Annotated in this window: 24 protein-coding genes; 8 read left to right on the plus strand and 16 right to left on the minus strand. The window is 68.7% G+C overall.

The window, feature by feature from the left end; translation table 11 throughout:
* Positions 1-19: 19 nt before the first annotated feature.
* The 6 genes from QRN07_RS06135 to QRN07_RS06160 all read right to left on the minus strand — a co-directional run bounded on the left by QRN07_RS06135 (position 20) and on the right by QRN07_RS06160 (position 7,206).
* Entirely contained in the window at positions 20-445 is a 426-nt protein-coding gene (locus tag QRN07_RS06135; RefSeq protein ID WP_285240631.1) for a GntR family transcriptional regulator, read from the minus strand.
* The gene (locus tag QRN07_RS06140; RefSeq protein WP_285240632.1) at positions 442-2,061 is read right to left on the minus strand and encodes a hypothetical protein; all 1,620 of its coding nucleotides are present in this window, start codon (positions 2,059-2,061) and stop codon (positions 442-444) included. The genes QRN07_RS06135 and QRN07_RS06140 overlap by 4 nt, the downstream gene beginning before the upstream one ends.
* Before the next feature lie 82 nt (positions 2,062-2,143).
* Positions 2,144-3,112, minus strand: coding sequence for an NUDIX hydrolase (locus tag QRN07_RS06145; RefSeq protein ID WP_285240633.1), 969 nt, complete (start codon positions 3,110-3,112; stop codon positions 2,144-2,146).
* An 11-nt stretch (positions 3,113-3,123) separates the two neighbouring features.
* Positions 3,124-5,373: an RNA degradosome polyphosphate kinase gene (locus QRN07_RS06150; RefSeq protein ID WP_050685315.1), complete on the minus strand. Its 2,250-nt coding sequence runs from the start codon at positions 5,371-5,373 to the stop codon at positions 3,124-3,126.
* 129 nt (positions 5,374-5,502) lie between these two features.
* Entirely contained in the window at positions 5,503-6,474 is a 972-nt protein-coding gene (gene mshD / locus QRN07_RS06155) for a mycothiol synthase (RefSeq protein WP_056596954.1), read from the minus strand.
* A gap of 33 nt (positions 6,475-6,507) precedes the next feature.
* A complete protein-coding gene (locus QRN07_RS06160) occupies positions 6,508-7,206 on the minus strand; it encodes a winged helix-turn-helix transcriptional regulator (protein WP_050685313.1) in 699 nt (232 codons plus the stop codon).
* Between the two features lie 343 nt (positions 7,207-7,549).
* Here QRN07_RS06160 and QRN07_RS06165 point away from each other — a divergent pair, with 343 nt between their 5' ends.
* The 6 genes from QRN07_RS06165 (at position 7,550) to QRN07_RS06190 (ending at position 12,936) form a co-directional block, all read left to right on the plus strand.
* The gene (locus QRN07_RS06165; RefSeq protein WP_050685312.1) at positions 7,550-8,317 is read left to right on the plus strand and encodes a hypothetical protein; all 768 of its coding nucleotides are present in this window, start codon (positions 7,550-7,552) and stop codon (positions 8,315-8,317) included.
* Between the two features lie 167 nt (positions 8,318-8,484).
* Positions 8,485-9,093, plus strand: a complete 609-nt coding sequence (locus QRN07_RS06170) for a nitrobindin family protein (protein WP_050685311.1) — start codon at positions 8,485-8,487, stop codon at positions 9,091-9,093.
* Between the two features lie 16 nt (positions 9,094-9,109).
* On the plus strand, positions 9,110-9,832 hold the full coding sequence (locus QRN07_RS06175) for a flavodoxin family protein (protein WP_050685310.1): 723 nt from the start codon (positions 9,110-9,112) through the stop codon (positions 9,830-9,832).
* A 22-nt stretch (positions 9,833-9,854) separates the two neighbouring features.
* Positions 9,855-10,940: a CAF17-like 4Fe-4S cluster assembly/insertion protein YgfZ gene (gene ygfZ, locus QRN07_RS06180; protein WP_285240634.1), complete on the plus strand. Its 1,086-nt coding sequence runs from the start codon at positions 9,855-9,857 to the stop codon at positions 10,938-10,940.
* On the plus strand, positions 10,937-11,365 hold the full coding sequence (locus QRN07_RS06185) for an ankyrin repeat domain-containing protein (protein ID WP_050685308.1): 429 nt from the start codon (positions 10,937-10,939) through the stop codon (positions 11,363-11,365). The genes ygfZ and QRN07_RS06185 overlap by 4 nt, the downstream gene beginning before the upstream one ends.
* A 47-nt stretch (positions 11,366-11,412) precedes the next feature.
* Positions 11,413-12,936, plus strand: a complete 1,524-nt coding sequence (locus QRN07_RS06190; protein ID WP_285240635.1) for a DHA2 family efflux MFS transporter permease subunit — start codon at positions 11,413-11,415, stop codon at positions 12,934-12,936.
* Here QRN07_RS06190 and QRN07_RS06195 read toward each other — a convergent pair.
* The 9 genes from QRN07_RS06195 to QRN07_RS06235 form a co-directional block, all read right to left on the minus strand.
* Entirely contained in the window at positions 12,898-13,614 is a 717-nt protein-coding gene (locus QRN07_RS06195) for a GNAT family N-acetyltransferase (RefSeq protein WP_285240636.1), read from the minus strand. The two genes, QRN07_RS06190 and QRN07_RS06195, sit on opposite strands and share 39 nt — an antisense overlap.
* 27 nt (positions 13,615-13,641) lie before the next feature.
* Positions 13,642-14,667, minus strand: a complete 1,026-nt coding sequence (locus tag QRN07_RS06200; protein ID WP_050685305.1) for an ATP-dependent 6-phosphofructokinase — start codon at positions 14,665-14,667, stop codon at positions 13,642-13,644.
* A gap of 97 nt (positions 14,668-14,764) precedes the next feature.
* Entirely contained in the window at positions 14,765-15,397 is a 633-nt protein-coding gene (locus tag QRN07_RS06205; RefSeq protein WP_050685304.1) for a response regulator, read from the minus strand.
* A complete protein-coding gene (locus QRN07_RS06210; RefSeq protein WP_285240637.1) occupies positions 15,394-16,662 on the minus strand; it encodes a sensor histidine kinase in 1,269 nt (422 codons plus the stop codon). Before QRN07_RS06210 ends, QRN07_RS06205 begins: the two co-directional genes overlap by 4 nt.
* 16 nt (positions 16,663-16,678) lie before the next feature.
* Positions 16,679-17,524 carry an ABC transporter permease gene (locus QRN07_RS06215; protein ID WP_050685302.1) on the minus strand — a complete coding sequence of 282 codons (846 nt, stop codon included), beginning with the start codon at positions 17,522-17,524 and terminating at the stop codon, positions 16,679-16,681.
* Positions 17,521-18,432, minus strand: a complete 912-nt coding sequence (locus QRN07_RS06220) for an ABC transporter ATP-binding protein (RefSeq protein WP_285240638.1) — start codon at positions 18,430-18,432, stop codon at positions 17,521-17,523. The genes QRN07_RS06215 and QRN07_RS06220 overlap by 4 nt, the downstream gene beginning before the upstream one ends.
* Before the next feature lie 124 nt (positions 18,433-18,556).
* Positions 18,557-18,814, minus strand: a complete 258-nt coding sequence (locus QRN07_RS06225; protein WP_285240639.1) for a PspC domain-containing protein — start codon at positions 18,812-18,814, stop codon at positions 18,557-18,559.
* A 3-nt stretch (positions 18,815-18,817) separates the two neighbouring features.
* Entirely contained in the window at positions 18,818-19,111 is a 294-nt protein-coding gene (locus QRN07_RS06230; protein WP_050684415.1) for a hypothetical protein, read from the minus strand.
* Between the two features lies 1 nt (position 19,112).
* Positions 19,113-20,642 carry a PspC domain-containing protein gene (locus QRN07_RS06235; RefSeq protein ID WP_285240640.1) on the minus strand — a complete coding sequence of 510 codons (1,530 nt, stop codon included), beginning with the start codon at positions 20,640-20,642 and terminating at the stop codon, positions 19,113-19,115.
* 124 nt (positions 20,643-20,766) lie between these two features.
* Between QRN07_RS06235 and QRN07_RS06240 the strand changes: the two genes are divergently transcribed.
* On the plus strand, positions 20,767-22,218 hold the full coding sequence (locus QRN07_RS06240) for an ATP-binding protein (RefSeq protein WP_285240641.1): 1,452 nt from the start codon (positions 20,767-20,769) through the stop codon (positions 22,216-22,218).
* The gene (locus QRN07_RS06245) at positions 22,215-22,895 is read left to right on the plus strand and encodes a LuxR C-terminal-related transcriptional regulator (protein ID WP_285240642.1); all 681 of its coding nucleotides are present in this window, start codon (positions 22,215-22,217) and stop codon (positions 22,893-22,895) included. The genes QRN07_RS06240 and QRN07_RS06245 overlap by 4 nt, the downstream gene beginning before the upstream one ends.
* Before the next feature lie 89 nt (positions 22,896-22,984).
* Here the strand turns inward: QRN07_RS06245 and QRN07_RS06250 are convergent, their stop codons facing one another.
* Entirely contained in the window at positions 22,985-24,202 is a 1,218-nt protein-coding gene (locus tag QRN07_RS06250; RefSeq protein WP_056596972.1) for a pyridoxal phosphate-dependent aminotransferase, read from the minus strand.
* Between the last annotated feature and the right edge of the window lie 169 nt (positions 24,203-24,371).

Consider the following 24,371-nt stretch of genomic DNA (forward strand, 5'->3'; position numbering starts at 1 on the left):
CGGAGAGCCGACGCGTGCCTCAGGCCTTCCGGAGCCGGCCACGGAGCAGGTCCAGCAGCACCTCATCGGCCAGCCCCGCGCTCCGGCCCAGTTCGATGTAACGGTCGACGGCGGCCAGCACCTCCGCGGGCGCCCGGCCACCCGCCGGCGTTGCGGGAGCCAGGGCGGGGTCGGCCGCACCGTGTGTTGGCAGCAACTGCGCCCTTCCGGTGACTACGGTGCCGCCGCGCCGGCGCGATTCCACGATGCCGGCGGCGTCGAGTTCCTTGTACGCCCGGGCCACCGTGCCGGCGGCGATCCCCAGGTCGGCAGCCAGGCTGCGCACAGTGGGCAGCCTGCTGCCGGCTGCCAGCTCACCCATGGCCACCAGCGAGCTGATCTGGGAGCGGATCTGTTCGTAGGGCGGCGTGGCGGAGCCCAGGTCCACGGTGATCCCGGCGCTCATGCCACCGGGGCAGGGCTGCGCCGGCCCGCCTTGTGGCCGGCCAGGGCGCGGACAGGGACCACAGCGATGACCACTCCTGCCGTTGCCAGCAGCACTCCTGCCAGGGGTGCGGCCTGCCAGGCACCTGCCCAAGGACCGGGGTCCAGCGGCCACGCCGGCAGGAGCGAAGGCGCTGCGAAGGAGAGCAGCGTGCCGGCCTGCACGGCCAAGAACGCCGCGAGCGTACGGAGCACCCGGTGCACGGTGATGGCGCGCAGCGCGGCGTCCAGGCCCTCGACTGGACCCGGGATGCCGCGGCGCCGCCGTACCAGCACCAGCGGCAGCGCGGAGAACGCCAGGACGCAGGCGCTGGCGACGGCGGCTGCCGGCCAGGACGCCGATACCCCCAGCTGGGACTGCCTGCCGGCCACCACGGCGATGACCGCCACCAGGGCCGCGGCTGCGGTGGCGGCGGTGGACAGGATGGCGGGCGATGCCGGCTGCGGCGGCCACTGGGCAGGCTGCCCTGCGGCGCCGTGGTTCCGGGCCAGCAGGGTTTCGCCGCCGGCCACCACCGCGAGGATGGCTCCGGCCGCCACGGCCACAAAGACCGCCGGCTGCGTCCCTGCGCCGGGAACCAGCACCGCAAAAACCAGGGGGGCCAAGGCGGCCAGTGCCATGGCGGGTCCCAGGGACACCACCAGCCGGGTGGCCGGCTGGAAGGTATCCGGTGTGGCACCCTGCCCCCGCCGGGCCGGCCGCAGCACGGCCGAAAGCTTTGGCGGCGCCCACCACCACATGGCCAGCAGCACCACAAGGTTAAGCAGGCCGGCAACGTTGGTCCACGACCCGATGCCCAGCGCCGGCTCCGGCCGGGCGGCATGGTTGCCCGCGATGGCGGCCAGACCGGACGCAACAGTCGCCGCCGTCCTCAGGAGCCGGTTCATGGCAATCGTCCGGAGCGTGTTGTTGTCCGCCAGGGACAGGGCTTCCACCTGCCGGCGCCTGCTGATCAGCACCAGGACCAGCCAGGTCCCGGCCACCAGCAGCGCCAGCGCCGACCCCAGCATGGCCGCCAGCTCGATACCGGGAATCCTGCCGTCCCCGCCAGCGGTCACAAAGCCGCCTGCTCCGTCCGGCCGGACCTCGTATTGCAGGGGAGCGTAGCCCGGCAGGGTGGCGAGCCAGCCGATCTGGACGGCGGACACAGCAACGATGGCCAGGGCCGTCCATGCCAGCGGACGGGGAAGGAAATCGCGGACCTGCCGCACGCCCAGGGTGGCCTGCCGCCGCGGCAGCCGGGGGCCCGGGTAGCTGTACTGGCCCAGGGCATGGACGGCCAGGACCCCCAGCACGGGCCAGGCCAGCAAGGGAAGGATGGCTCCGGGGGTGGACAGCGCAGCTTCGCCGCCGCGGGGCACGATGCCCGCCTGGCCGGCAGGCTGCAGGGAGCTGGCCAGCCAGCCAATGACACCCACCCATAAGGCATGCTGCGTCACTGAAACAGGTGACGTGCCGCCACCCGGAAGCCTGACCACCCAGCGCAGCACCAGGTAGATGCCCGCGGCCAGCAGGACCGGCCCCAGGAAAATTCCGGGCGGCACGTTGTCCACTGAAAAAATCAGCTGTTCATCCACCGGCACTTCGTCCCCCAACGTCGTGAATCAATGTACTAAGTATTTGATACACAACTTGGGTTGGTCAACCGGCCGGGCCCGATCAGTCGTCGAACGGCTTGAACTGCTCCACTGCAACGATGCGGTTCCTGCCGCCGGGCGCCACGTGGCACACCACCACCTCGCCGGGTGTCAGGAACGGCTCGGCATCCGGCAGCAGCCTGCCCAGCGGCGCGGACATATGCCGGGCCAGTTGCGCGAAAACCGTGGGCAGCGCCGGCCGGTGGGTGCAGACCGCCACCGCGCGGTTCTTGCCCAGAAGGCCGTCAATGACGGCGGCCGTCTTTCGCGGGCTGCGGTGGTGCCGGTGCTCGGTGAGGGCTTCGGCGATCTTGACCTTGGCCCCGCTGGCCTTGGCGTACGGCGCCACGGTGGCCACGCACCGCAGCCACGGGCTGGTCACCACGCGGTTGGGCTGCCAGGCCTGCAGCAGCCGGCCCACCGCCTGCGCCTGCCGGACCCCGGTCGCGGCCAGCGGACGGTCACCCTCGGCCCGGGTCCAGGAGGACCGCGGTTTGGCTTTGGCATGGCGGACCACCACCAGCGGCCAGGTGTTCAGTTGGCCGCGGCTGTGCGCCTCGCGGAGGTAGTCGAGGGGCACGACGTCGGATGGGTTGGTCAGCAGGGCGGCCGCCTTTTCGGGGGTGCACCACATCACGCTGTCGACTTCCTTGCCGTCCGGCACGAGTTTGGCGCCGTTGACCTTGACCGCCCAGTAGTACACCACCTTCAGGCCGGAGGCCACGTGGTAGTGGATCGGCGGCAACGGGATGCCCAACGGCGCGAACAGCCCGATTTCCTCCTGAACCTCGCGGACGGCGCATTCGGGGACGGTTTCGCCGTCGTCCAGCTTTCCCTTGGGCCATGACCAGTCGTCGTAGCGGGGCCGGTGGATCAGGAGGACTTCCAGCTGATCGCGCGTGATACGCCACGGCAGGGCGCCGGCCGCCGTGACGGCGATCGGTTCCCCCGGATGGTCCGTCTGGTCGGCTGTGAGTGCATCGCTTGGCAACTCAGGGGCCCTTACCGCCGGCTCAGGGTGCGCTGACGGGGCCGGGAGGCCAGCAGCCAGGACTGGACGTCCTCCAGCGGCTTGTCGTCCGGGTCCAGGTGGTGGCGGGTCCACACGCCCTGGTTGTCCAGGTGCCAGCTCGCGGTCTCCGGTGCCATGTAGCGCCGCAGCAGGTCCAGGACGTAGGCCACGTCGTCGGGACTGGCCAGCTGGACCAGGGCTTCGACCCGGCGGTCCAGGTTGCGGTGCATCATGTCGGCCGAGCCGATGTACACCACGGGGTCCCCGCCGTTGGCGAAGGCAAACACGCGGGAGTGCTCCAGGAACCGGCCCAGGATGGAGCGGACGGTGATGTTCTCGCTGAGGCCTTCGACGCCGGGGCGCAGCGAACAGATGCCGCGGACCACCACATCCACCTTCACCCCGGCCTGTGAGGCGCGGTACAGCGAGTCGATGATGGCTTCGTCCACCATCGAGTTGACCTTGATCTGCACGCGGGCCGGCACGCCGGCCCGGGCATTGCGGATTTCGGTTTCGATCCGGTCGATCAGTCCTGAGCGGACCGAGCGCGGCGCCACCAGCAGGCGCTTGAACGTGGACTTCGGGGCGTAGCCGGAGAGCTGGTTGAAGAGCTTGGACAAGTCCTCACCCACCTGCTCATTGGCGGTGAGCAGGCCCAGGTCCTCGTAGTACCGGGCGGTGCGGGGGTGGTAGTTGCCGGTGCCGATGTGGCAGTACCGGCGCAGGCCGTCCACTTCCTGGCGGACCACCAGGGACAGTTTGCAGTGGGTCTTCAGGCCCACGATGCCGTACACCACGTGCACGCCGGCCTGCTCCAGCTTGCGGGCCCAGGAGATGTTGGCCTGCTCATCGAACCGGGCCTTGATCTCCACAAGCGCCAGGACCTGCTTGCCGGCCTCCGCAGCGTCGATCAGGGCATCGACAATCGGGGAGTCACCCGAGGTGCGGTACAGGGTCTGCTTGATGGCCTGCACCTTGGGGTCGGCGGCGGCCTGCTCCAGGAATGCCTGGACCGACGTGGAGAACGAATCGTACGGGTGGTGCAGCAGGATGTCGCGGCGGCGCATGGCGGCAAAGACGTTGGCTGCCTTGGACGTCTCGGACTCGTTGAGGTAGCGCGAGGTGTGCGGGACGTGCTTGGGGTAATGCAGGTCCGCCCGGTCGATCCCGGCCATCACGGACAGGCCGCGCAGGTCCAGGGGAGCGGGGACCGAGTACACCTCGGACTCCTCCACGCCCAGCTCTCGGATCAGCAGCGCCCGGATGTTGGGGTTGATGTCGTTGGCCACTTCGAGGCGGACGGGCGGGCCGAACCGGCGCCGCAGCAGTTCCTTTTCCAGCGCCTGGAGGAGGTTTTCGGCGTCGTCCTCCTCCACCTCCAGGTCCTCGTTGCGGGTGACCCGGAACGTGTGGTGCTCCAGGACTTCCATGCCGGGGAACAGCTTGTCCAGGTGAACGGCGATGACTTCCTCGAGGGCGATGAATCGGGCCACCCGGCCCGCCACTGCACCGGCCCGGGGGCCGTCGATGGAGATCAGGCGCGGCAGCTGGTCCGGCACCTTGAGGCGGGCGAAGAGTTCCTTATCGCTGACCGGGTTACGGACCACCACGGCAAGGTTCAGCGACAGGCCCGAAATGTACGGGAACGGGTGCGCCGGGTCCACCGCGAGCGGCGTGAGGATGGGGAACACCTTTTCGGCGAACATGATGCTCAGCTGGTGCTGGGCGGCGTCGTCGAGTTCCTCCCAGTGCATCAGGTGGATGTGCTCATAGGCCAGGGCCGGGCGGATCTGCTCGGCGAAAACCTGCGCGTGGCGCTGCTGCAGCCGGTGCGCCTCCTCGCTGATGCGCTCCAGGACGTCCATGGGGCTCAGCCCGGCGGGGGAGGGCAGTGCCAGGCCTGCGGCGATGCGGCGTTTCAGGCCGGCCACGCGGACCATAAAGAACTCGTCCAGGTTGGAGGCGAAGATGGACAGGAAGCTGACGCGTTCCAGCAGGTGCAGGGTGGGATCCTCGGCGAGTTCCAGGACCCGTGAATTGAAGCTGAGCCAGCTCAGCTCGCGGTCCAGGAAACGGTCCGGCCGGATGTCACCTTCAGGCTGCGGGTTCGGCGCAAACTCGGGAATGTCGATCCGGTCCTGTGTGGCCCGGGACGCCGGAACCTCGGACGAGCCGAAGCGTGCGCGGACAGGGACTGCAACGTTTTTCGACGTCGCTGTTCCGGACGGTTCCGGGGTCATGGTTTCTCCTTCTACCTGGCGCAAAAAGCTGCCTTGCGGCCTGCGCAGTTCTCCATCAACCTTACAAGCATTCACTTCCCGGACCGGCCCGGATTTCGCCCCTGCCGGGGCATGTGTCAGACGTTTGGATTAACTTTTGGCCAACGGACCGTACATCACGTCCATATCCCAACGGGTGAACCCCAGGGAACGGTACAGCGACACCGCCGGGGCGTTTCCCGCATCGGTGTAAAGCATCACGGCGTGCAGTCCACGCTCCTGCAGGTGCCGGATGCCGGCCACCGTCAGGGCCTTGCCCAGGCCCATGCCCTGCGCTGCCGGGGTCACGCCCACCACATACACCTCACCGATGGCGGGGTGCTGCCCATGCCGGGGGTGCACCTTGGTCCAGTGGTAGCCCAGAAGCAGGCCGTCCGCATCCTCGGCCAGCAGGAAACCGGCCGGGTCGAACCATGCCTCAGCCATCCGGGCGTCGAGATCGGCCCGCGTCAGGTTGCCCTGCTCCGGGTGGTGGGCAAACGCGGCTTTGTTGGCGGCCAGCCAGGCGTCCTCGTCCCGGCCCGGTTCGAAGGCGCGGATGGCCACACCTTCCGGCAATGCAGTACCGGGCAGGTCGGCGTCCGCCGTGGCCAGGCGCATCTTCCACAGTTCACGCACCGGGCCGAAGCCGTAGCGGGCCGCGAGTTCGGCGGCGGCCTCATGGTTTCCGTGGGACCAGGCCTTCAACCGGTCCAGTCCGCGGTTTTCCTGCAGTGCGCCCACCAGCCGGTCCGCCACGCCCTGGTTGCGGTAGGCGGGGTGTACAGCGATCTCCAGGACCGATTCGCCGTCCGTTTCGGCCACCACCACGGCGAATCCGGCCAGGTCCTGGCCGGTGGCAGGATCGGAGTCCTCGTCCGGGGCGTACAGGGCCAGGGTCAGCAGGGAGTGCGCGGCCGAATCCCCGGCCCGCAGGAACACCCACGTCTGTTCGGAGATGGACGGGTTGCCGTCGGATTCCTCCGCCGCGGCCAGGAGGCTGCGGCAATCGTCAAGGAGTTGCCGGTCAACCCCGCCACGGACAAGGTGGACCGGCCATTTCTCGGGGTGCGCAGGAGTCATGATGCAAGGCTATACGCCGAACCCGGCCAAGGCTCAGGCTTCGGTGAGCTCGTCTTCCTGCTGCCGCACCAGGGTGAGCCGGTACCCCACGTTGCGGACAGTGCTGATGAGGTTCTCATGGTCCGCGCCGAGCTTGGCGCGGAGCCGCCGGACGTGGACGTCCACAGTCCGGGTGCCGCCGTAGTAGTCGTAGCCCCAGACTTCGGTGAGCAGCTGCTGGCGGGTGAAAACCCGGCCAGGGTGCTGGGCCAGGTATTTGAGGAGCTCAAATTCCTTGAACGTCAGGTTCAGCGGGGCGCCGTTGACGCGGGCGGTGTAGCTGGCCTCGTCGATCACCACGCCGGCGGCGCGGATCTCGCTGGGCGCGTCGTCCTTCTCCGGGACCGCCCGGGCCACGGAGAGCCGGATGCGTGCTTCCACTTCGGCCGGGCCGGCGGATTCAAGCACAATGTCGTCCACGGCCCAGGCGGAGGAAACGGCAGCCATGCCGCCCTCGGTCAGGATCAGGACCAGGGGCGCGCTGAGCCCGGTGGCCTTCAGGAGCTGGGTCAGGGAGCGGGCGCCCACCAGGTCCTTGCGGGCATCCAGCAGCACAATGTCGCAGGGGTCCGTTTCCAGCAGGGCCGTGGGCTCGGCGGGCAGGATGTGGACCCGGTGGTTCAGCAGCTCCAGGGCAGGCAGGATGTCCACCGAAGAACCGGTGCTGTTCGTCAATAACAGGATGTGCGACATTGTTCCTCCAAGGGGCCGTCCGCGCATCGTTGGGCGACTGAGCCGGGTTTTCACCGGCCGGTACTGGCTTCCCGCAGCGGATTCGGGCCGGTCAAGAACGGGCCGGCCGGCCACCTCAGCGGGGAGCTTAGCTGATTCTTGAGTATACCCGGCAGGACCTCCGCAGCTACGGATCCGGAGCCGTGGGGGTCCCGTTTTGCGACATAACCAGTTCATATAAGGCAGGATTGGCTGGAGGGCGGACTCCGTCCTGCCACGACGGGGCGCACCGCCCCGGACAACCGACGCCAGGATGGGATTGCAGCGCAGTGAGTGCAGAAACCAAGCACAGGCCCGGGTCCCCATGACGGCGGACCTGCAGGCCCCCGTGCGTTCCCTGGGCTCCTGGAGCATCGGCGTGGTGGGCCTCGCCGGGCTCGCGGCCATCATCGCCGGCGTCTATTCCTCCCGCGAGGCACTGGTGGTGGTCGCCGTCCTCATTGCGGCCGCCGTCGGCATCGGCTGGCCGCATTTCCTCCGGATCCCGGCCAAAAAGACACTTGCCGCCGTGATCGGGCTGTCCGGTGCCGGGGCCGCCCTCGCCGCCGCCGCGACGCCGGCCCCTGGGTTCCTGGACTGGACCCCGGCGTTCATCGCGGTGGGGATGATGGCCGTGTTCCTGGTGCAGCTGATCCGGGGGACGGGGCAGGCGCAACGCCTCGAATCCACCCTTGGCTGCTGCGTCGGTGTCCTGTTGTCCTGCCTCGGCGCGGGCTGGATTGCCGGCGCCAGGTTCAACGGTGTCCGGGAGATGCTGCTGGTCGCCGCGGCCAGCGCCGCCGTCGCCCTCCTCACGGGCCTGATCCGCTGGCCGGACAGCATCGTTGCGCCCCTGGGTGTGGTGCTGGCCGGACTGGCGGGCCCGCTGGCAGGGCTGGTCATCTCGGACATCGCCGTCCTGCCGGCCGCCATCTTCGGCGTGGTGGTGGGTGCCGTCCTGGCCAGTTTCCGGCGCCTGGTGACACTTCGCGGCGCTCCATTGAACTTTGCCGCCGCCCTGGGGATGGGTCTCGCGCCGGTCTCCGCCGTCGGCTCCCTCGCCTACTTCATAGACAAACTCCTCATCTACTGACGCGTTAGGATTGCACCATGTCCATTCTTGCCTTTGAAATCTTCTTCCTTGTCCTGCTCGGCATCGCGAGCCTGTCCATGGCCTGGTTCGCCGGTTTTGTGGTCTACCGCCTCTTCAAAGGCCAGAAGTAGACCCGTCCCGAACCAGCTGTCTCCCGAGGTATTGCTGTGCCTATTGAAATTCCCACAGACCTGACCCCCGAACTCGTTCCCCTCTCCTGGCTCATCGGTGAGTGGGAAGGCCGCGGCCGGTTGGGCAGCGGCGACGAGGAATCCGAGCATTTCCTGCAGCGGGTTTCGTTCACCCACAACGGGTTGCCCTACCTGCAGTACCGCGCCGAAAGCTGGTTGACTGACGACGAAGGCACGCAGCTTCGGCCGCTCACCGTTGAGACCGGTTTCTGGGCGCTGGAGCGCAAGCAGCTGGACGCCGACGGCGGCCCGGGGCTGATTCCCGCTGACATCGTCCCGGCCCTGAAGAGCGCCGACGAAGTCGAAGCCCTTCGCAATAGTGAGGGCGGATTCGACATTTCGGTGTCGATTTCTCACCCCGGCGGCATCTCCGAGCTGTACTACGGCCAGATCAAGGGTCCGCAGATCCAGCTCAGCACCGACATGGTGATGCGCGGCAGCCATTCGAAGGACTACAGTGCTGCCACCCGCATCTTCGGCCTGGTGGACGGCAACCTCCTGTGGCGCTGGGACGTCGCATCCGGAGGAGTTGCCGGCAAAGGACTCGAAGCCCACGCGTCGGCGTTCCTGACGAAAGTATCCTGACGCAAGGAGCAGCACAGTGGAACAGACCGGCAGTGCGGGCGGCTTTAACGGGCTGAAGGCAGTGTTCTTCAACGGCACGCTGAAGAAGTCACCCCAGACCAGCAACACTGACGGACTGATTGAGATCAGCCGCCGGATCATGGAAAAGCAGGGTGTGGGCACCACCGTGATCAGGACGGTTGACCACAACATCGCCAGCGGCGTGTACCCCGACATGACCGAGCACGGCTGGGCCACCGACGAATGGCCGGACCTGTACCCGCTGGTCCAGGACGCGGACATCGTGGTGGTGGCAGGGCCCATCTGGCTGGGCGACAACTCCTCCGAGACCCGCAAGCTCATCGAGCGGCTGTACGCGCATTCCGGCCAACTCAACAGCAAGGGCCAGTGGGCGTTCTACCCCAAAGTGGGCGGCTGCCTGATCACCGGCAACGAAGACGGCATCAAACACTGCGCCATGAACGTCCTGTACAGCCTGCAGCACGTCGGCTTCAGCATTCCGCCGCAGGCCGACGCCGGCTGGATCGGCGCCGTGGGCCCCGGCCCCAGCTACCTCGATCCGGGCTCGGGCGGACCGGAGACCGACTTCACCAACCGCAACGCCACCTTCATGACCTGGAACCTGCTGCACCTGGCCAAGCTCCTCAAGGACGCCGGCGGGTATCCCGCCTACGGCAACCTCCCGGAGGAATGGCAGGCCGGCACCCGGTTCGATTTCGAAAATCCGGAATACCGCTAGCCTCCAAGGACTTCTACTTCATATGACTACACCCAGCCCTCTGCTGTCGCGCCCCGGCGCCGTCGAAGCGACCGGTCCGGACGCCGGCGTCGCATCCCACTACGGCGAGCCGCTGCGGGAACAACGGGCACTGGCCGCCGGCACCGCCGTTGTGGACCTTTCGCACCGCGGCGTGGTCACCGTCAGCGGGCCGGACCGGCTGAGCTGGCTGAACACCCTTTCCTCCCAGCAGGTCACCGCCCTCGCGCCGGGGGAGTCCACCGAACTGCTGCTGCTCAGCGTCCAGGGCCGGATCGAATTCGACGCCAGGGTCATCGACGACGGCGGGACCACCTGGCTGATTGTCGAGGCGGCGGAGGCTGCACCGCTGGCGGAGTTCCTGAACAGGATGAAGTTCATGCTCAGGGTTGAGGTGGTGGACGCCTCCGCCGACTGGGCCGTGGTGGGCAGCGTTAAGGCCGTACCCGCCTGGGCGGACCTGCTGGCCTGGCAGGATCCCTGGCCCCACGTCGGCGCCGGCGGCTACTCGTACGCAGTGGTCCCCGCCGAGGGGCACCCCGGCCTGGACCGGCCCTGGTTCGAGTACCTGGTGCCCGCAACCCGGCTGGAAGCTATCGTGGCGGACCGCCCCCTGGCAGGCGTCCTTGCTGCGGAGGCCCTGCGCGTGGCCGCCTGGCGACCCCGGATCGGCGCGGAAACCGACGACAAAACCATTCCCCACGAACTGGACCTCCTCCGCACCGCCGTGCACCTGGCCAAAGGCTGCTACAAAGGCCAGGAAACCGTTGCGCGGGTCCACAACCTGGGGCACCCCCCGCGCCGCCTGGTGTTCCTCCAGCTGGACGGTTCCCAGCACACCATGCCGGCTGCCGGCAGCCCCGTGCTGCTGGGCGAACGGAAGGTGGGCGCCGTCACTACAGTGGCCCAGCATTACGAGATGGGCCCCGTGGCCCTGGCGGTCATAAAGCGTTCCGTGGCACCGGATGAAATACTGACGGTCCTGGACGGCGATGAGCCGTACCCTGCCGTCCAGGAAGCCATCGTTGCCCCGGATGCCGGCCAGGTTGTGGGGCGCCAGACCGGATTCCTCAGGGGGCCCCGACCATGACCGATCCTTCCAGCACCACACCCGAGCCTGCTGCAGGCCAGGCCCAGGCTCCCGACCAGGACGCCGTGGAGCTCGCGCACACCCTGTTCCAAGCCGCCCGGGAAGGCAACACGGAACTGCTCCGCGCGTTCCTGTCCGCCGGTGCCCCGGTAGCCCTGACCAATGCCGCCGGTGACTCGCTGCTGATGCTGGCGGCGTACCATGGACAGGTGGACGCGGTCCGGCTCATTCTTGAGCATGGCGCCTCCGCCGACGCAGCCAACGACCGCGGCCAGACGCCGCTGGCCGGAGCTGCCTTCAAGGGTTACACCGACGTGGCCCGCGCGCTGCTTGAAGCAGGCGCGGACCCTGACGCCGGCCAGCCCTCCGCCCGGGCCGCCGCGCAAATGTTTGCCCGCACGGAGATCCTGGATCTCCTGGGCTAGGTCTCCCGGATCCGCCGGGCAATCTGCAATCTCTTAAGGATGACCGAGTGGAAATCGTAGCCAAGCCGTGGCCGGCATTGTGGTCCCTGGTGATCGGGTTCTTTATGATCCTCATCGACACCACCATTGTTTCCGTAGCCAACCCGCGGATCATGGAGGGCCTGAACGCCGACATCAACTCCGTGATCTGGGTGACCAGCGCCTATCTCCTGGCGTATGCGGTTCCCCTGCTGATCACGGGCCGGCTGGGTGACCGGTTCGGGCCCAAGAAGCTCTACCTCACTGGCCTGGTGGTGTTTACCCTCGCCTCGCTGTGGTGCGGGCTCTCCGGCAACGTCGAAACACTCATCATGGCCCGCATCCTGCAGGGCCTGGGCGCCGCGCTGATGACGCCGCAGACCATGGCGGTCATCACCCGCATCTTCCCGCCGGGCGGCCGCGGCCCTGCCATGGCCGTGTGGGGTGCCACCGCGGGCATCGCCACCCTGGTGGGCCCCATCCTGGGCGGTGTCCTGGTGGACGGCCTGGGCTGGGAATGGATCTTCTTCATCAACGTCCCCGTCGGGATCGTGGGCTTCATCCTGGCCCTGCGGAATGTCCCGTCGCTCAAGACCCACCCGCACCGGTTCGATATCCCCGGCGTGGTGCTCAGCGCCGTCGGCCTCTTCCTGCTCGTTTTTGGCATCCAGGAGGGTGAGACCTACAACTGGGGCACTATCACCGGGCCCATCAGCGTCTGGGGGCTGATCATTGCCGGCATCCTGGTGCTGGTGGCCTTTGTGGTCTGGCAGCGCTTCAACAAGGGCGAGCCGCTGCTGCCGCTGGAGCTGTTCCGGGACCGGAACTTCTCGCTGGCCAACATCGGCATCACCACCGTGGGCTTCACCGTCACGGCGTTCAGCCTGCCGCTGATCTTCTACTACCAGCTGGTCCGGGGCCTGACGCCCACCCAGTCGGCGCTCATGATGGTGCCCATGGCCCTGATTTCCGGCGGCCTGGCCCCGGTGGTGGGCAAGCTCGTGGACCGGGTCAACCCCAAGTACATTACGGCCACCGGCCTGGCCCTGATGGCCGTGGCGCTGCTGTGGAACTCCGCCCTGATGCAGCCGGACACCCCCATCCTGATGTTCCTGCTGCCCAGTGCCGTCCTGGGCTTCGCCAACGCCGGGATCTGGGCGCCGCTGAGCACCACCGCCACCCGCAACCTGCCGCCCCGTCAGGCCGGAGCCGGTTCAGGGGTCTACAACACCACCCGCCAGATCGGTGCGGTCCTGGGCAGCGCGGCCATCGCCGTGCTCATCCAGTCCCGCCTCGCTGCCGAACTGCCCGGCGGCGGTTCCGGTGCGGCAGCCGGCGGCGGGCTGGGCATGACCGGGAGCCTTCCGGATGCCCTGCAGGGCGGATTCTCGACGGCGATGGGCCAGTCGATGCTGCTGCCTGCCGCCGTCATCGTGGTGGGGGCAGTCGTGGCCTTGTTCTTTGCCAAGCCCCAGCCGGTTCAGGGGTGGGGCGGCGCCGAGGCGGCACCCGGCTCAGCCAAGGTGGACGCTGGTCTGGATTCCGCCGGCTGACAGTCCCAGATGACGGGCCAGCGCCAGCGCTCCTGTGTTGCTGACGTCCGCCCGCCACTGGATGGTCAGTCCCGCAGCCAGTGCCTCGTGCGCCGCGATGGAGGCCGCCACGGTGCCCAGCCCCTGCCGGCGCCACTCCGGGTCCACCAGGACGCCGAGGTGCGCCAGCAGGCCGTCCCGCTCCGTGTACGCGCTGCAGGCCAGCGGCAGCCGCCGGCCGTCCACCTCATGGATGATGGTGTAGCGGTTCTCGAGATCTGACAGGCCCACCTCGTTGACGTCGTCCGGCGGGCACCTGCTTTCCAGCTCGATCGCCTCGGGGCTGCCGTGCGAGACGGTCATTTCCCCGGCCACCTGCTTCAGCGGCAGGTCGTCCGCGAAGAACAGCGCGGCCGCTCCGAGCCCGTGCCCGCCGTGGGACCGGGTCAGGGTCAACAGTGTCACGTGCTGGGCCAGGTCGGCGTCCGGGACGGCGGCGGCGGCGTCGATCAGCCACTGCGGACCCACCAGCGCCGAACTTCCGAACAGCCGGACGAACTCCACGGTCCGGGCCGATTCGTCGGCCCGGACCACACGGTCCCCGGTTGCCAGGGCGTCGCCGAAGGCGTGGTCGTCAAGGCCCAGCCGGCGGGCCCAGGCGAGCTGGATGATGGCGGCGGAACCGGCGTCGAGAGTCATGGTCCCAGCCTAGGGCGGCGCGCGGGCTCAGCCGAACAGGACCGCTGCCTCGTCGTAGCGCTTCTGCGGGACGGTCTTGAGCTGCCCCAGCGCCTCTTCGAAGCCCACGTGCTCGATGTCCGTGCCCTTGAGTGCCACCATGGTGCCCCAGTAGCCCTCCACCACGGAGTCGATCGCGGCCATACCCAGCCGGGTGGCGAGGACCCGGTCGAACGCGGACGGTACGCCGCCGCGCTGGATGTGGCCCAGGATGGTGGCGCGGGTTTCGATGCCGGTCCGGGCCTCCAGCTCGGGGGCCAGCTGGTCGGCGATGCCGCCCAGGCGGGGCCGGCCGAAGGTGTCCAGGCCGCGCTCCGAGTGCGGGGACTCCATGTGGTCCGGCACGAAGCCTTCAGCCACCACCACCAAGGGTGCGCGGCCACGGGCGTGGGCCTCCTGGACCCATTCGGTGATCTGCTCGATGCTGGTTTTCTGCTCCGGGATGAGGATGGCGTGCGCGCCGGCGGCCATGCCGGCGTGCAGCGCGATCCAGCCCACGTGCCGGCCCATGACTTCGGCGATCATGCAACGGTGGTGGGATTCGCCGGTGGTGCGGAGCCTGTCGATGGCTTCGGTGGCGATCTGCACGGCGGTGTCGAACCCGAAGGTGTAGTCGGTGGCGTCGAGGTCGTTGTCCACGGTCTTGGGGACGCCGACGATCTTGAGCCCGGCGTCCGTCAGGCGCTTGGCTGCCGCGAGGGTGCCCTCACCGCCGATCGCGATGATGGCGTCGATGCCCAGCCGGTCCATGTGGGCTTTGATGACCTCGGGGCCGCCGCCGTTTTCGAACGGGTTGGTGCGGGAGGTGCCCAGGATGGTGCCGCCCTGCTTGGCGATGCCACGGACCATGGTGCGGGGGATGTCGATGATGTCACCCTCCACCACACCGCGCCAGCCGTCGAGGAATCCGACGAATTCGTGGCCGTGGATGGCGATGCCCTTAAGGACGGCGCCGCGGATGACAGCATTCAGCCCGGGGCAGTCGCCACCGCTGGTGAGGATTCCTATTTTCATGTTTCGGCTCAAATCCTGGAGAGAGGGTTTACAGGCAGAGCGCCACGCTGAGCTCACATAGATTGTAGTGGGCTGTGTGGGGTACGACACAAACCGGTCACAATAGGCCCCGCTCCAGGGCGACCACCACGGCACGGGTCCGGTCGTCCACATCGAGCTTGTTGAAAACGCGCAGGAGGTGCGTTTTGACGGTCGCTTCGGCGATATGGAGCCGGGCGGCGACGTCCGGGTTGCTCAGTCCCTGCGAGACGCAGCGGAGCACTTCCACCTCGCGGGCGGTCAGTTGCGGCCTCCCGGGTTCCCGCAGGCGGGACACCAGGCGTGCCGCCACCGGAGGGGCGAGGACCGTCTCTCCGCGGGCTGCGGCAAACACCGCGTCGATGATGACGCCGCCGGGGGAGTCCTTCAGGAGGTAGCCCACCGCCCCGGACTCCACGGCCCGCACTATGTCCGCGTCGCCGTCGTACGTGGTCAGGATCAGGACCTTGGTCAGCGGATGCCGGTCGCGGATCAGTGCCGTGGCCCCGGCCCCGTCCAGGACGGGCATCCGCAGGTCCATCAGCACCACGTCCGGGGCGTGGGTGGCCACGGCTGCCACCGCTTCCTGCCCGTCGGCGGCCTCGGCCAGCACCTCGATGCCCGCTGCGGTCCCCAGGAGTGCCGCGAGGCCGCCTCGGACCACCGGGTGGTCGTCCGCCAGGACCACGCGGACGGTTGCCGTTGGACTCATAGTGATGCCTCCTTGCCGGCATCCACTGCGATGGTATCCACTGCAGGCGCGGCGACGGGCACCACCGCTGTCAGGATGGTTCCGCCGGCGTCGGAGGCCAGCTCCAGCCGGCCGTTGATCTCGGCCAGCCGGGCGGCCATGGAGGTCAGGCCGAACCCCGTGTGGGGGCCCTGCGGGTCGAAACCATGACCGTCGTCGCTGACCACCAGCCGCAGCCCGGCGCCGCCGGCCGGGCCGGTCACGCGGACGGCCAGGCGCGCCTGCGACGCGCCGGAGTGGCGCCTGACGTTGTTCAATGCCTCTTGCGCCGTCCGCAGCAGCGCCACCTGCTCCGAGGAGGTCAGCGGCGGCAGCACGGCGGGAATGTCCACCTCCAGCCGGATCCCGTCCAGGTGGAGGGTGTGGGGAAGCCGGGCCAAAGCAGCCAGCAGGTCCCCGCCCGTGACATCCGTGGGCACCCCGGACGCCACCAGGGACCGGGCCTCGGCGAGGTTTTCCCGGGCCGTCCGGGCGATGGCCGCCAGTGTTCCCGCCAGCGCGGGGGCGCCTGCCTGGTCCTGCCGGCGAAGCTGCGCCTGGCCGGCTTCGGACAGCATGGCAATCGAGGTGAAGCCCTGGGCCAGGGTGTCGTGGATTTCCCGGGCCATCCGTTCGCGTTCGGCCAGGGCGCCCTGGGCCTGCTGGGCGGCGTTGAGGTCGCTCCTGGTGGCCTCGAGCTCGGCCAGGAGTTCGGCCCGCTGCTCACTTTGTTCGATCACGCGGGAGATCCACAGCCCGATCATGCAGCTTGCCACCAGCGAGAGCACCAGCTGCGCCGAGATTTCATAAACCACCGTGCCGCCAACACCCCACCTGCTGAACTGGCCCGCGGCCACCCCCACGCACAGGACCACTGTTGCCACAATGCCCTGGCGCTGGGAGGCGGTGAACATCCACACCTGGGGGAAGGCCACAAACAGCAGGGCGCCTGCTCCGTTGTGCACAAACGACAGGAACACCACCACCAGCACCAGGACCACCACGTAGATGCCGGACCTGCCGGTGCGAAGGTCAACCGGCCTGGTCAGGAACGGGTACGCCGCGGCCAGCACCACCATGGCCCCCACCATCCACGGCGTGCCGGGGGTGACGGGCTGGCCGAAGACGGCCAGGTACATCAGGCTTGCCAGCGCCGCATAGAACCCGAGATGCCACCAGAGCATCGAGGTGCTCCACACGGAGCGGGCAGGCAGCAGCCGCTCGGTCCGGCCGCCGTAATTGTTCATTGATGCACCCTACCGGTCATTTCTGTGGCGGCCACTTGAAGGCGAGCCGGGCCAGGACGGCTCCGGCCACCACCCACACAGCCAGGACCACAAAGGCTGTGCCCACACCGTAGCTGCCGCCCGGTTCCGCCGCCGCGAACTGCGGGGGAAGGAACACGGACCGGAAGGCGCCGGCGGTCCACCGCAGCGGGAAGAAGTTCGTCACCGACTGGAGCCAGTCCGGCAGTTGGGAGAACGGGAAGTAGACCCCGGAGGTGAAGGAGAGCAGCAGTACCGGCAGGACAGCCAGGGTGGAGGCGCTCTGCGCCGACTTGGGCAGGGCGGTAAAGGCGATGGCCACCGTGGCCCACGCAGCGGTGGACAGCACCATCAGCCCGGCCACCAGGGCCCACTGTCCGGGTTCGTCCGGCATTGGGACGTTGAAGAGGAAGCGGGCTGCCAGCAGCAGCAGCGCTGTCTGGGCCACGATGAGGTACAGCGTCTGCCCGGTCTTGCCCAGGAAGTAGGATGCGGCGGGAAGCGGGGTGCCGGCCAGGCGTTTGACGGTGCCGTTGAAGCGTTCCGTGGCCACGTAGCTGCTCAGGTTCTGGAAGCCGCTGAGGATGGTGCTCAGGGCCAGCATGCCGGGCAGGTAGTAGTGGGCGGGGGTGATGCCGCCCTGCCCGGAGGGGTCGGCGCCGAACACCGGCTCATCACCAAAAACCGTGCCGAACAGCGACAGCATCAGGATGGGGAAAAAGAGCACCAGGACCAGTGAGAGCACATCCCGGTTAAATAGCTTGATCTCCAGTGCGGCGCGGTGGAGCCCCAGCCGGAGGACCGAGGGTTTCCATGGTGTGGCGGGGGAACTGAGGGCAGTCATGGCCGTGCTCCTGTCAGTGCCGGCTCCTGCCGGTTGGAATCGATGAGCTGCAGGTAGATGTCCTCGAGGCTGGGGCGCACCACAGCGAGGTCCAGCGGTTCCCGCCGGCCGCCGTCGGAAATGTCCCGGACCAGCGCCGCAGGACTTGCTGTCGTTTCCTCGTGGTGTCCCGCGGCGTCACGCCAGCGGACGCGGGGGATCCGGAGCTCCGGACCGCCGATATCGGCGGGGGTGCCCTCGGCGATGAGCCTGCCCTGGTTGATGACCCCGATGCGGTCGGCGAGTTGCTCGGCCTCATCCAGGTAGTGGGTGGTCAGCACAATGGTGGTGCCGCCCTGGCCCAATGACCGGATGAGCTCCCAGAACTGGCGCCGGGCGGCCGGGTCGAATCCGGTGGTGGGCTCGTCGAGGAACAGTACTTCAGGGTTCCCGATGATGCCCAGGGCCACATCCAGGCGGCGGCGCTGGCCACCTGAAAGGGTGGAGATGCGAACGGATTCCTTGCCGTCGAGCCCTACTGCTGCTATCACCTCAGCCACCGGCCGTGGCGCGGGAAAGCACCGGGCCAGCGAGCCCAGCGCTTCGGAGACCCGGAGCTCACCGGAATCGGTGGCTTCCTGCAGGACAATCCCGATCCGGGCCCGGAAGGCCGGCGCCGCCTTCCAGGGCGGGGTGCCCAGGACGCGGATGTCGCCGCTGTCGGCGCGGCGGTGGCCTTCGAGGATCTCGATGGTGGTGGACTTCCCGGCGCCGTTGGGGCCCAGCAGGGCGTAGGTTTCGCCGGCGCCGATGGCGAGGTCCAGGCCATCAACGGCCGCCAGCGTGCCGCCCTTGGGGAGCCGGTAGGTTTTTCGGAGGTCCCGGACGGTGATGGCGTCAGCGGCGGATCCGGGTGCTGGTGTTCTCATGCTTCCAGCGTGGCACCGGACGGGGGCCCACCACCACGTCCGGCCGGTTGAACTTCCCGTCAACCGGTCGATGGACCCCCGCCGAACGGCGGAGGTCCATCGGATACTGCAGAAATGCGGGAACTCAGTACCGGTTTCCGGCCCTGCGGATCAGAAAGCCCTGCAGGGCGATGGAGTTGTTCTGGTCCGGCAGGACGGCCCACGCCAACAGGTAAAGGACCACGGCGGGGCCGGGGAGGAGGCAGAAGATGAGGAATCCCATGCGGACGTAGGCCACGTCCACGTTCAGTTTCGCTGCGATGCCGCCCAGGACCCCGCCAAGCCAGGGTTGTGGTCCGCGCCGAAGGCCTGTGCTTTTGACGATGCTGAAGAACTTTTCCATGGCTCAAGACTTCCCTGTTGCGGGCCGGTTGTCACGTTTCCTGGCAGACAGGACGCCGCCCACCACCAGCGCCACCCCGGCGCCGATCATCAGCCCGATCAGGACATAGGTGCCGTTCAGGTTCACCCAGCCCAGCTGGGCCACCGCGATCAAGGCTGCGAGGGCCAGGACGATCAGTCCCCAGACCACGGTTCCCACCCTTGCCGGTGCCGGGCCCACGGGGCCCTGGTCCGCCGTCGTTGTGCTGCCTGCTGTGGTCCGGCCCTGGGGGTCCGGTGCCTGGTTGCTGGTGCTCATGTCAGTTGCCTTCCTCGATGGTGACGTTGCTGAACGTGCCGTCGATCTCTACCACCAGGCTGCTGCCCGGCTTGTCGGTGTTGTAGCTGGTTTCCCGGCTGGTGGTGCCGCTGCGCTCGCCGGCGAATCCGTTGAGGTTTCCCATGGTCATGTCCGCTTCAATCCGGACCGGGACGTTCTCCGGGATCACCACGGTCACGTTGGAGGCGGTGATGTCCAGGGGGATTACGACGTCGGAGCCCAGGGGGGCGCTGATGGCCAGGTCCGTGAGGTCAACAGTGCCGCGGCCTGCGGTGACGTCGAAGCCGTTGCGGGCGTCCTGCAGGGTGGTGGGGCTCCAGGACACTTCCGAGAAACGGACGCGGTCGCCGTTGCCCACCACGTTGGACACACCGCCGGCGATCAGGGCCACCACGGCGAAGAGGCTGAGGATCCCTGCGGTCCGGCCGCGGGCGCCGCAGACCAGGATGCCCAGGCCCAGGACAGCTGCCGCGCTGGCCCACACGATGGCGTTGGCGGCGCTGCCCAGGTCGATGATGTTGCCGGCGTCCAGGGCTTTCAGGCCGCCACCCACCAGCAGGGCCGTTCCGGCCGTGATGGCGATTGCGGGCGCGCCGGGGCCGGCAGGCCGGGGTTTCTGCGGCCGGGCGGGGCCCTGGGGCGGGCGGCCGGTGCCGCCGTAGTTGCCGTAGCCGCCGTTGCCGTAGCCAGCGGTGCTGCTGCCGCCTGCCGTGCCGTAGCCGGAAGTGGTTCCGCCGCTGCCTGCCGTCCCGTAGGCGGGGAAGGCTGCCGACGCCGGGGCGCCGGGGGCGCCGGGTACCTGCCCGCTGCCGGTGGTGCTGCCTGCCGTGTATGGCGCCGTGTAAGCGGCCGCCTGGTAGCCCCCGCCGTAGGGGCTGGCGTAGGGTCCGGCCTGCACCCGGGCCGGCCGGGCGCCCCTGTTGCGCTGGGCCAGGTAGTAGACCAGGTAGATGGCGCCGCCCACCCAGAACACGGTCCACAGGAAGCCGCCGAAGCCGTTGTGGCTCCAGCCCCAGAAGCCGCCGCCCAGCCCGGTCAAGCCAAGGATGGTGGCGATCAGCGAACCGGTCATGCCGCTGGACCAGTGGCCGGCTCCGGCTTCCTGGACGTGGATGCGGCCGTCGGGTTCGGGCAGGAACGCCCATGCCAGCCCGTAGGCCAGGACCCCGATGCCGGCAAACAGGGTGAGGACGATAAAAACGCCGCGGATGATCAGCGGGTCGATGCCCAGTCGCTGGGCGATGCCGTCGCAGACGCCGCCAACCCAGCGGTTGCTGCCGCGCTGGATCCCGTGGCCGCGGATCCAGTCGAAGAAATCCGGGGCCGCACCCGTTGGGGTGGGGCCGGCTGCTGCCCCTGCGGGCCCGGACAGGGGCGGCGCGTCGGCGGCGGGTGTGTAGGCCGGCAGCGGCTCGGTGGGCCGGTGGCTGCCTGGCTGGGGGAGCGGCTCGGTGGGCTGGCTGCCGTCCGGGCGTTGCGGGTCGTCTGGGGTGGGGGTCTGCGAGTTCATGCTTCAATCCTTCCGTTCGGGCCTCCGGCGCTCTACTGGGGGATACCCTGAACGGCCCCTGAGTGACCCCCGGTTCGCGCCCGGTTCCGGGCCGGGGAACCCTGATCCGTGCTTGGATTGACCCATGACAACCATCCCGGTCCGGCCGCCCCTGGCCCGCAACAGCGACCGCGTCATTGCCGGCGTGTGCTCGGGCCTGGCCGTCCACCTGGGCTGGCCCGTACGGAACGTCAGGATTGCCATGGCGCTCTCCACCCTTGCCGGTGGTGCCGGCCTGGCCTTCTATGCGTGGCTGTGGATCATGGTTCCCACCGCGGATGAAGCGGCGCGCCGCAATGCCCGCCGGCCGGCGTGGCCCATTGCTCCCGCCGTCAGTCTCCCCACCGCGGCGGGGAGCGGAAGCCGCGCCGACGCCGGTCCGCCACGCCAGGCCCCCCACGGGTTCGGGGGCCCCGGCACCTGGGCGCCCGGCACTTGGACAGCCGGCACTTGGGCAGCCGGCCCGGCGACCGGGCCGGCCGCCGGCAACATTCCTCCCGGGGCCGCACCTGCCGCGGCGGGTATGCCTGCCGGGCAGCCCTGGTTCCGGGTCCGCAGCATGCGCTACGGCAGGGAGATCCTGCTGGGCAGCGGGCTGCTTCTGGTGGCCGGCATCATGATCGCCCGGCTGCTGGGTGTGAACGTGCCCCTGGGCACGCTGATCCCCGCAGCCGCTGTCCTGGGTGGCGCCGCCATCGCCTGGATGCAGCTCGATGAGACCAGGCGTGCAGGCCTGGTGGACAAAACCAAGGCGGACCAGGCCGGCGGCTGGGCCCGCCTGGCGGCAGGGCTGGCGCTGGTGGTGGCCGGAGTGCTGGTGATGGTGTCCGGGTCCGGCTCCTGGGAGCAGACCTGGCTGGCGCTGCTGGCCTCCGTGGCCGTCCTGGGCGGGGTGGTGCTGGTCCTGCTGCCGTGGGCGCTGAAGTTCTGGCGCGACCTCGAAACGGAGCGCGCCGGCCGGATCCGGGAAACGGAGCGGGCCGAAATCGCCGCCCACCTGCACGACTCCGTCCTGCAGACCCTCGCCCTCATCCAGCGCAGGGCCGGCAACGAGCACGACGTCCTCCGGCTGGCCCGGGCGCAGGAACGCGAGCTCCGGGGCTGGCTCTTCCAGGACCCGGGCCGCGGCACCGGCCAGCTCTCGGACCGGGTCAAGGCGGTGGCCGCTGAGGTGGAGGACTTACTGGGCAATGCCGTGGAAGTCGTCAGCGTGGGCGATGCCGCCATGACCGAGGCCCGCGAAGCGCTGGTCCAGGCCGCGCGCGAGGCCATGCTCAACGCTTCCCGCCACGGTGGCGGTGCCGTGTCGGTCTACCTGGAAGTCACCGACGGCCACGCGGATATCTTTGTGAAGGACCGCGGGCCGGGCTTCGACCTGCCGGACGTGCCGGAGGACCGGATGGGCGTGCGGGAATCCATTATCGGCCGGATGCGCCGGCACGGCGGCACAGCAGAAATTCTCAGCTCCGGCGAGGGAACAGAGGTCCGGCTCCGGCTGCCCTCCACCGGCCCGGACACCACGGAAGGAACAGCATGAACACGCTCCCAGAAGCCGCCGGACCGCCGTCCCGGTCGGTCCGTGTGGTCATCGTTGATGACCACACCATCTTCCGGTCCGGCCTGAAGGCGGACCTGGACGCCAGCATCCAGGTGGTGGGGGAAGCCGCCACCGTGGAGCAGGCCATCGCCGTCATCGGCACCGAGCGTCCGGACGTGGTGCTCCTTGACGTGCACCTGCCCGGCGGACTGGGCGGCGGTGGGCGTGAAGTGATTGCCGGCTCCGTGCCGCTGCTGGCCGGCACCAAATTCCTGGCGCTAAGTGTCTCGGACGCGGCGGAGGACGTGGTGGCCGTGATCAGGGCGGGCGCCCGCGGCTACATCACCAAAACCATCTCGGGCGCCGAAATCACGGACGCCGTGTACCGGGTGGCCGGCGGCGACGCCGTGTTCTCGCCCCGGCTGGCCGGCTTTGTCCTCGACGCCTTTGGCACGGCCCCTGCAGACATCGCCGACGACGAGCTCGACAAGCTCTCCGCCCGTGAGCTGGAGGTCATGCGGCTGATCGCCCGCGGGTACAGCTATAAGGAGGTGGCCAAGGAGCTCTTCATCAGCATCAAGACCGTGGAAACGCACGTCTCCGCGGTGCTGCGGAAACTCCAGCTCTCCAGCAGGCACGAGCTGACCAAGTGGGCGGCGGAGCGCCGCCTCCTCTAACCCCTCCCACCCCGTTGCGCTATCACTTATGGTCCCCAAAACGGTGTTTTAGGGACCATAAGTGATAGCGCAACCGGGTGTTTTGGACCTTACTGGGCTTTGCCCAGGAAGTCCTGCAGCCGCTGCACGCCGGTGGCCAGGTCCTCGTCGCCCAGGGCGTAGGAGAGGCGCAGATAGCCGGACGGGCCAAACGCCTCACCGGGAACCACCGCAACCTCCACCTCATCCAGGATCAGCGCCGCCAGCTCGGCGGAGGTCGACGGCGTCGAGGTACCCGCCGCCGTCGGGAACGACTTGCCCAGCAGGCCGCGGACGTCCGCGTACACGTAGAAGGCACCCTTCGGCGTCGGGCATTCCACGCCCTCGATGGCGTTCAGGCCGGCCACGATGGCCTTCCGGCGCCGGTCGAAGGCCACCTTCATCTCATCGACTGCGGTCAGCGGACCGGAAACGGCGGCGAGGGCGGCGATCTGCATGATGTTTGAAACGTTGGAGGTGGCGTGCGACTGCAGGTTGGTGGCGGCCTTGATGACATCCGCCGGCCCGATCATCCAGCCCACGCGCCAGCCGGTCATGGCGTAGGTTTTGGCCACGCCGTTGAGGATAACCACCTTGTCGCCCAGTTCGGGGGCAGCGGTGGCGATCGAGGTGAAGGGCACGCCGTCGTAGGTCAGGTGCTCGTAGATTTCGTCCGTAACTACCCAGAGGCCCTTGGCCGCGGCCCACTTGCCGATCTCCGCCACCTGTTCCGGCGAGTAGACCGAACCGGTGGGGTTGGACGGGGAGACAAACAGCAGGACCTTGGTGCGGTCCGTGACAGCAGCCTCCAACTGTTCCACGGTCACCAGGTAGTCCTGCTCGGGGCCGGCGAAGACCTCAACGGGGACACCGCCGGCCAAGCGGATGGCCTCCGGGTACGTGGTCCAGAACGGGGTGGGCACAATGACCTCGTCGCCCGGATCCAGCAGGGTGGCGAAGGTGTTGTAGACGGCCTGCTTGCCGCCGTTGGTGACCAGGACCTGGGCGGCGTCCACTGCATAGCCGGAATCCCGCAGGGTCTTCTCCGCGATGGCCTTCTTGAGCTCCGGCAGTCCGCCGGCGGGGGAGTAGCGGTGGTACTTGGGCTGTCCGGCGGCCTCAATGGCGGCCTGCACAATGTATTCCGGGGTGGGGAAATCCGGTTCGCCCGCACCAAAGCCAATAACCGGCCGGCCAGCCGCCTTAAGCGCCTTCGCCTTGGCATCAACGGCAAGGGTGGCGGATTCGGCAATTGCGGATATGCGCTTGGAAACGCGGGCGGCAGACATGGCAGGTCCGTTCTTCGCAGGCAGCCAAAAGGCTGGAATGGGGGAATTCGACGTTTCTACTCTATGCTGTTCACCGGACCCTCCGGGTTGCTGGATTTGAATTGTGACTGGTCTCCAGTCCGGGACAAGTTCATGCAGCGCGAGGGCCCGGAACGGGCTGGTTCGACGT

The organism is Pseudarthrobacter sp. MEB009, from assembly GCF_030208875.1.
In the GTDB taxonomy this organism is placed as follows: domain Bacteria; phylum Actinomycetota; class Actinomycetes; order Actinomycetales; family Micrococcaceae; genus Arthrobacter.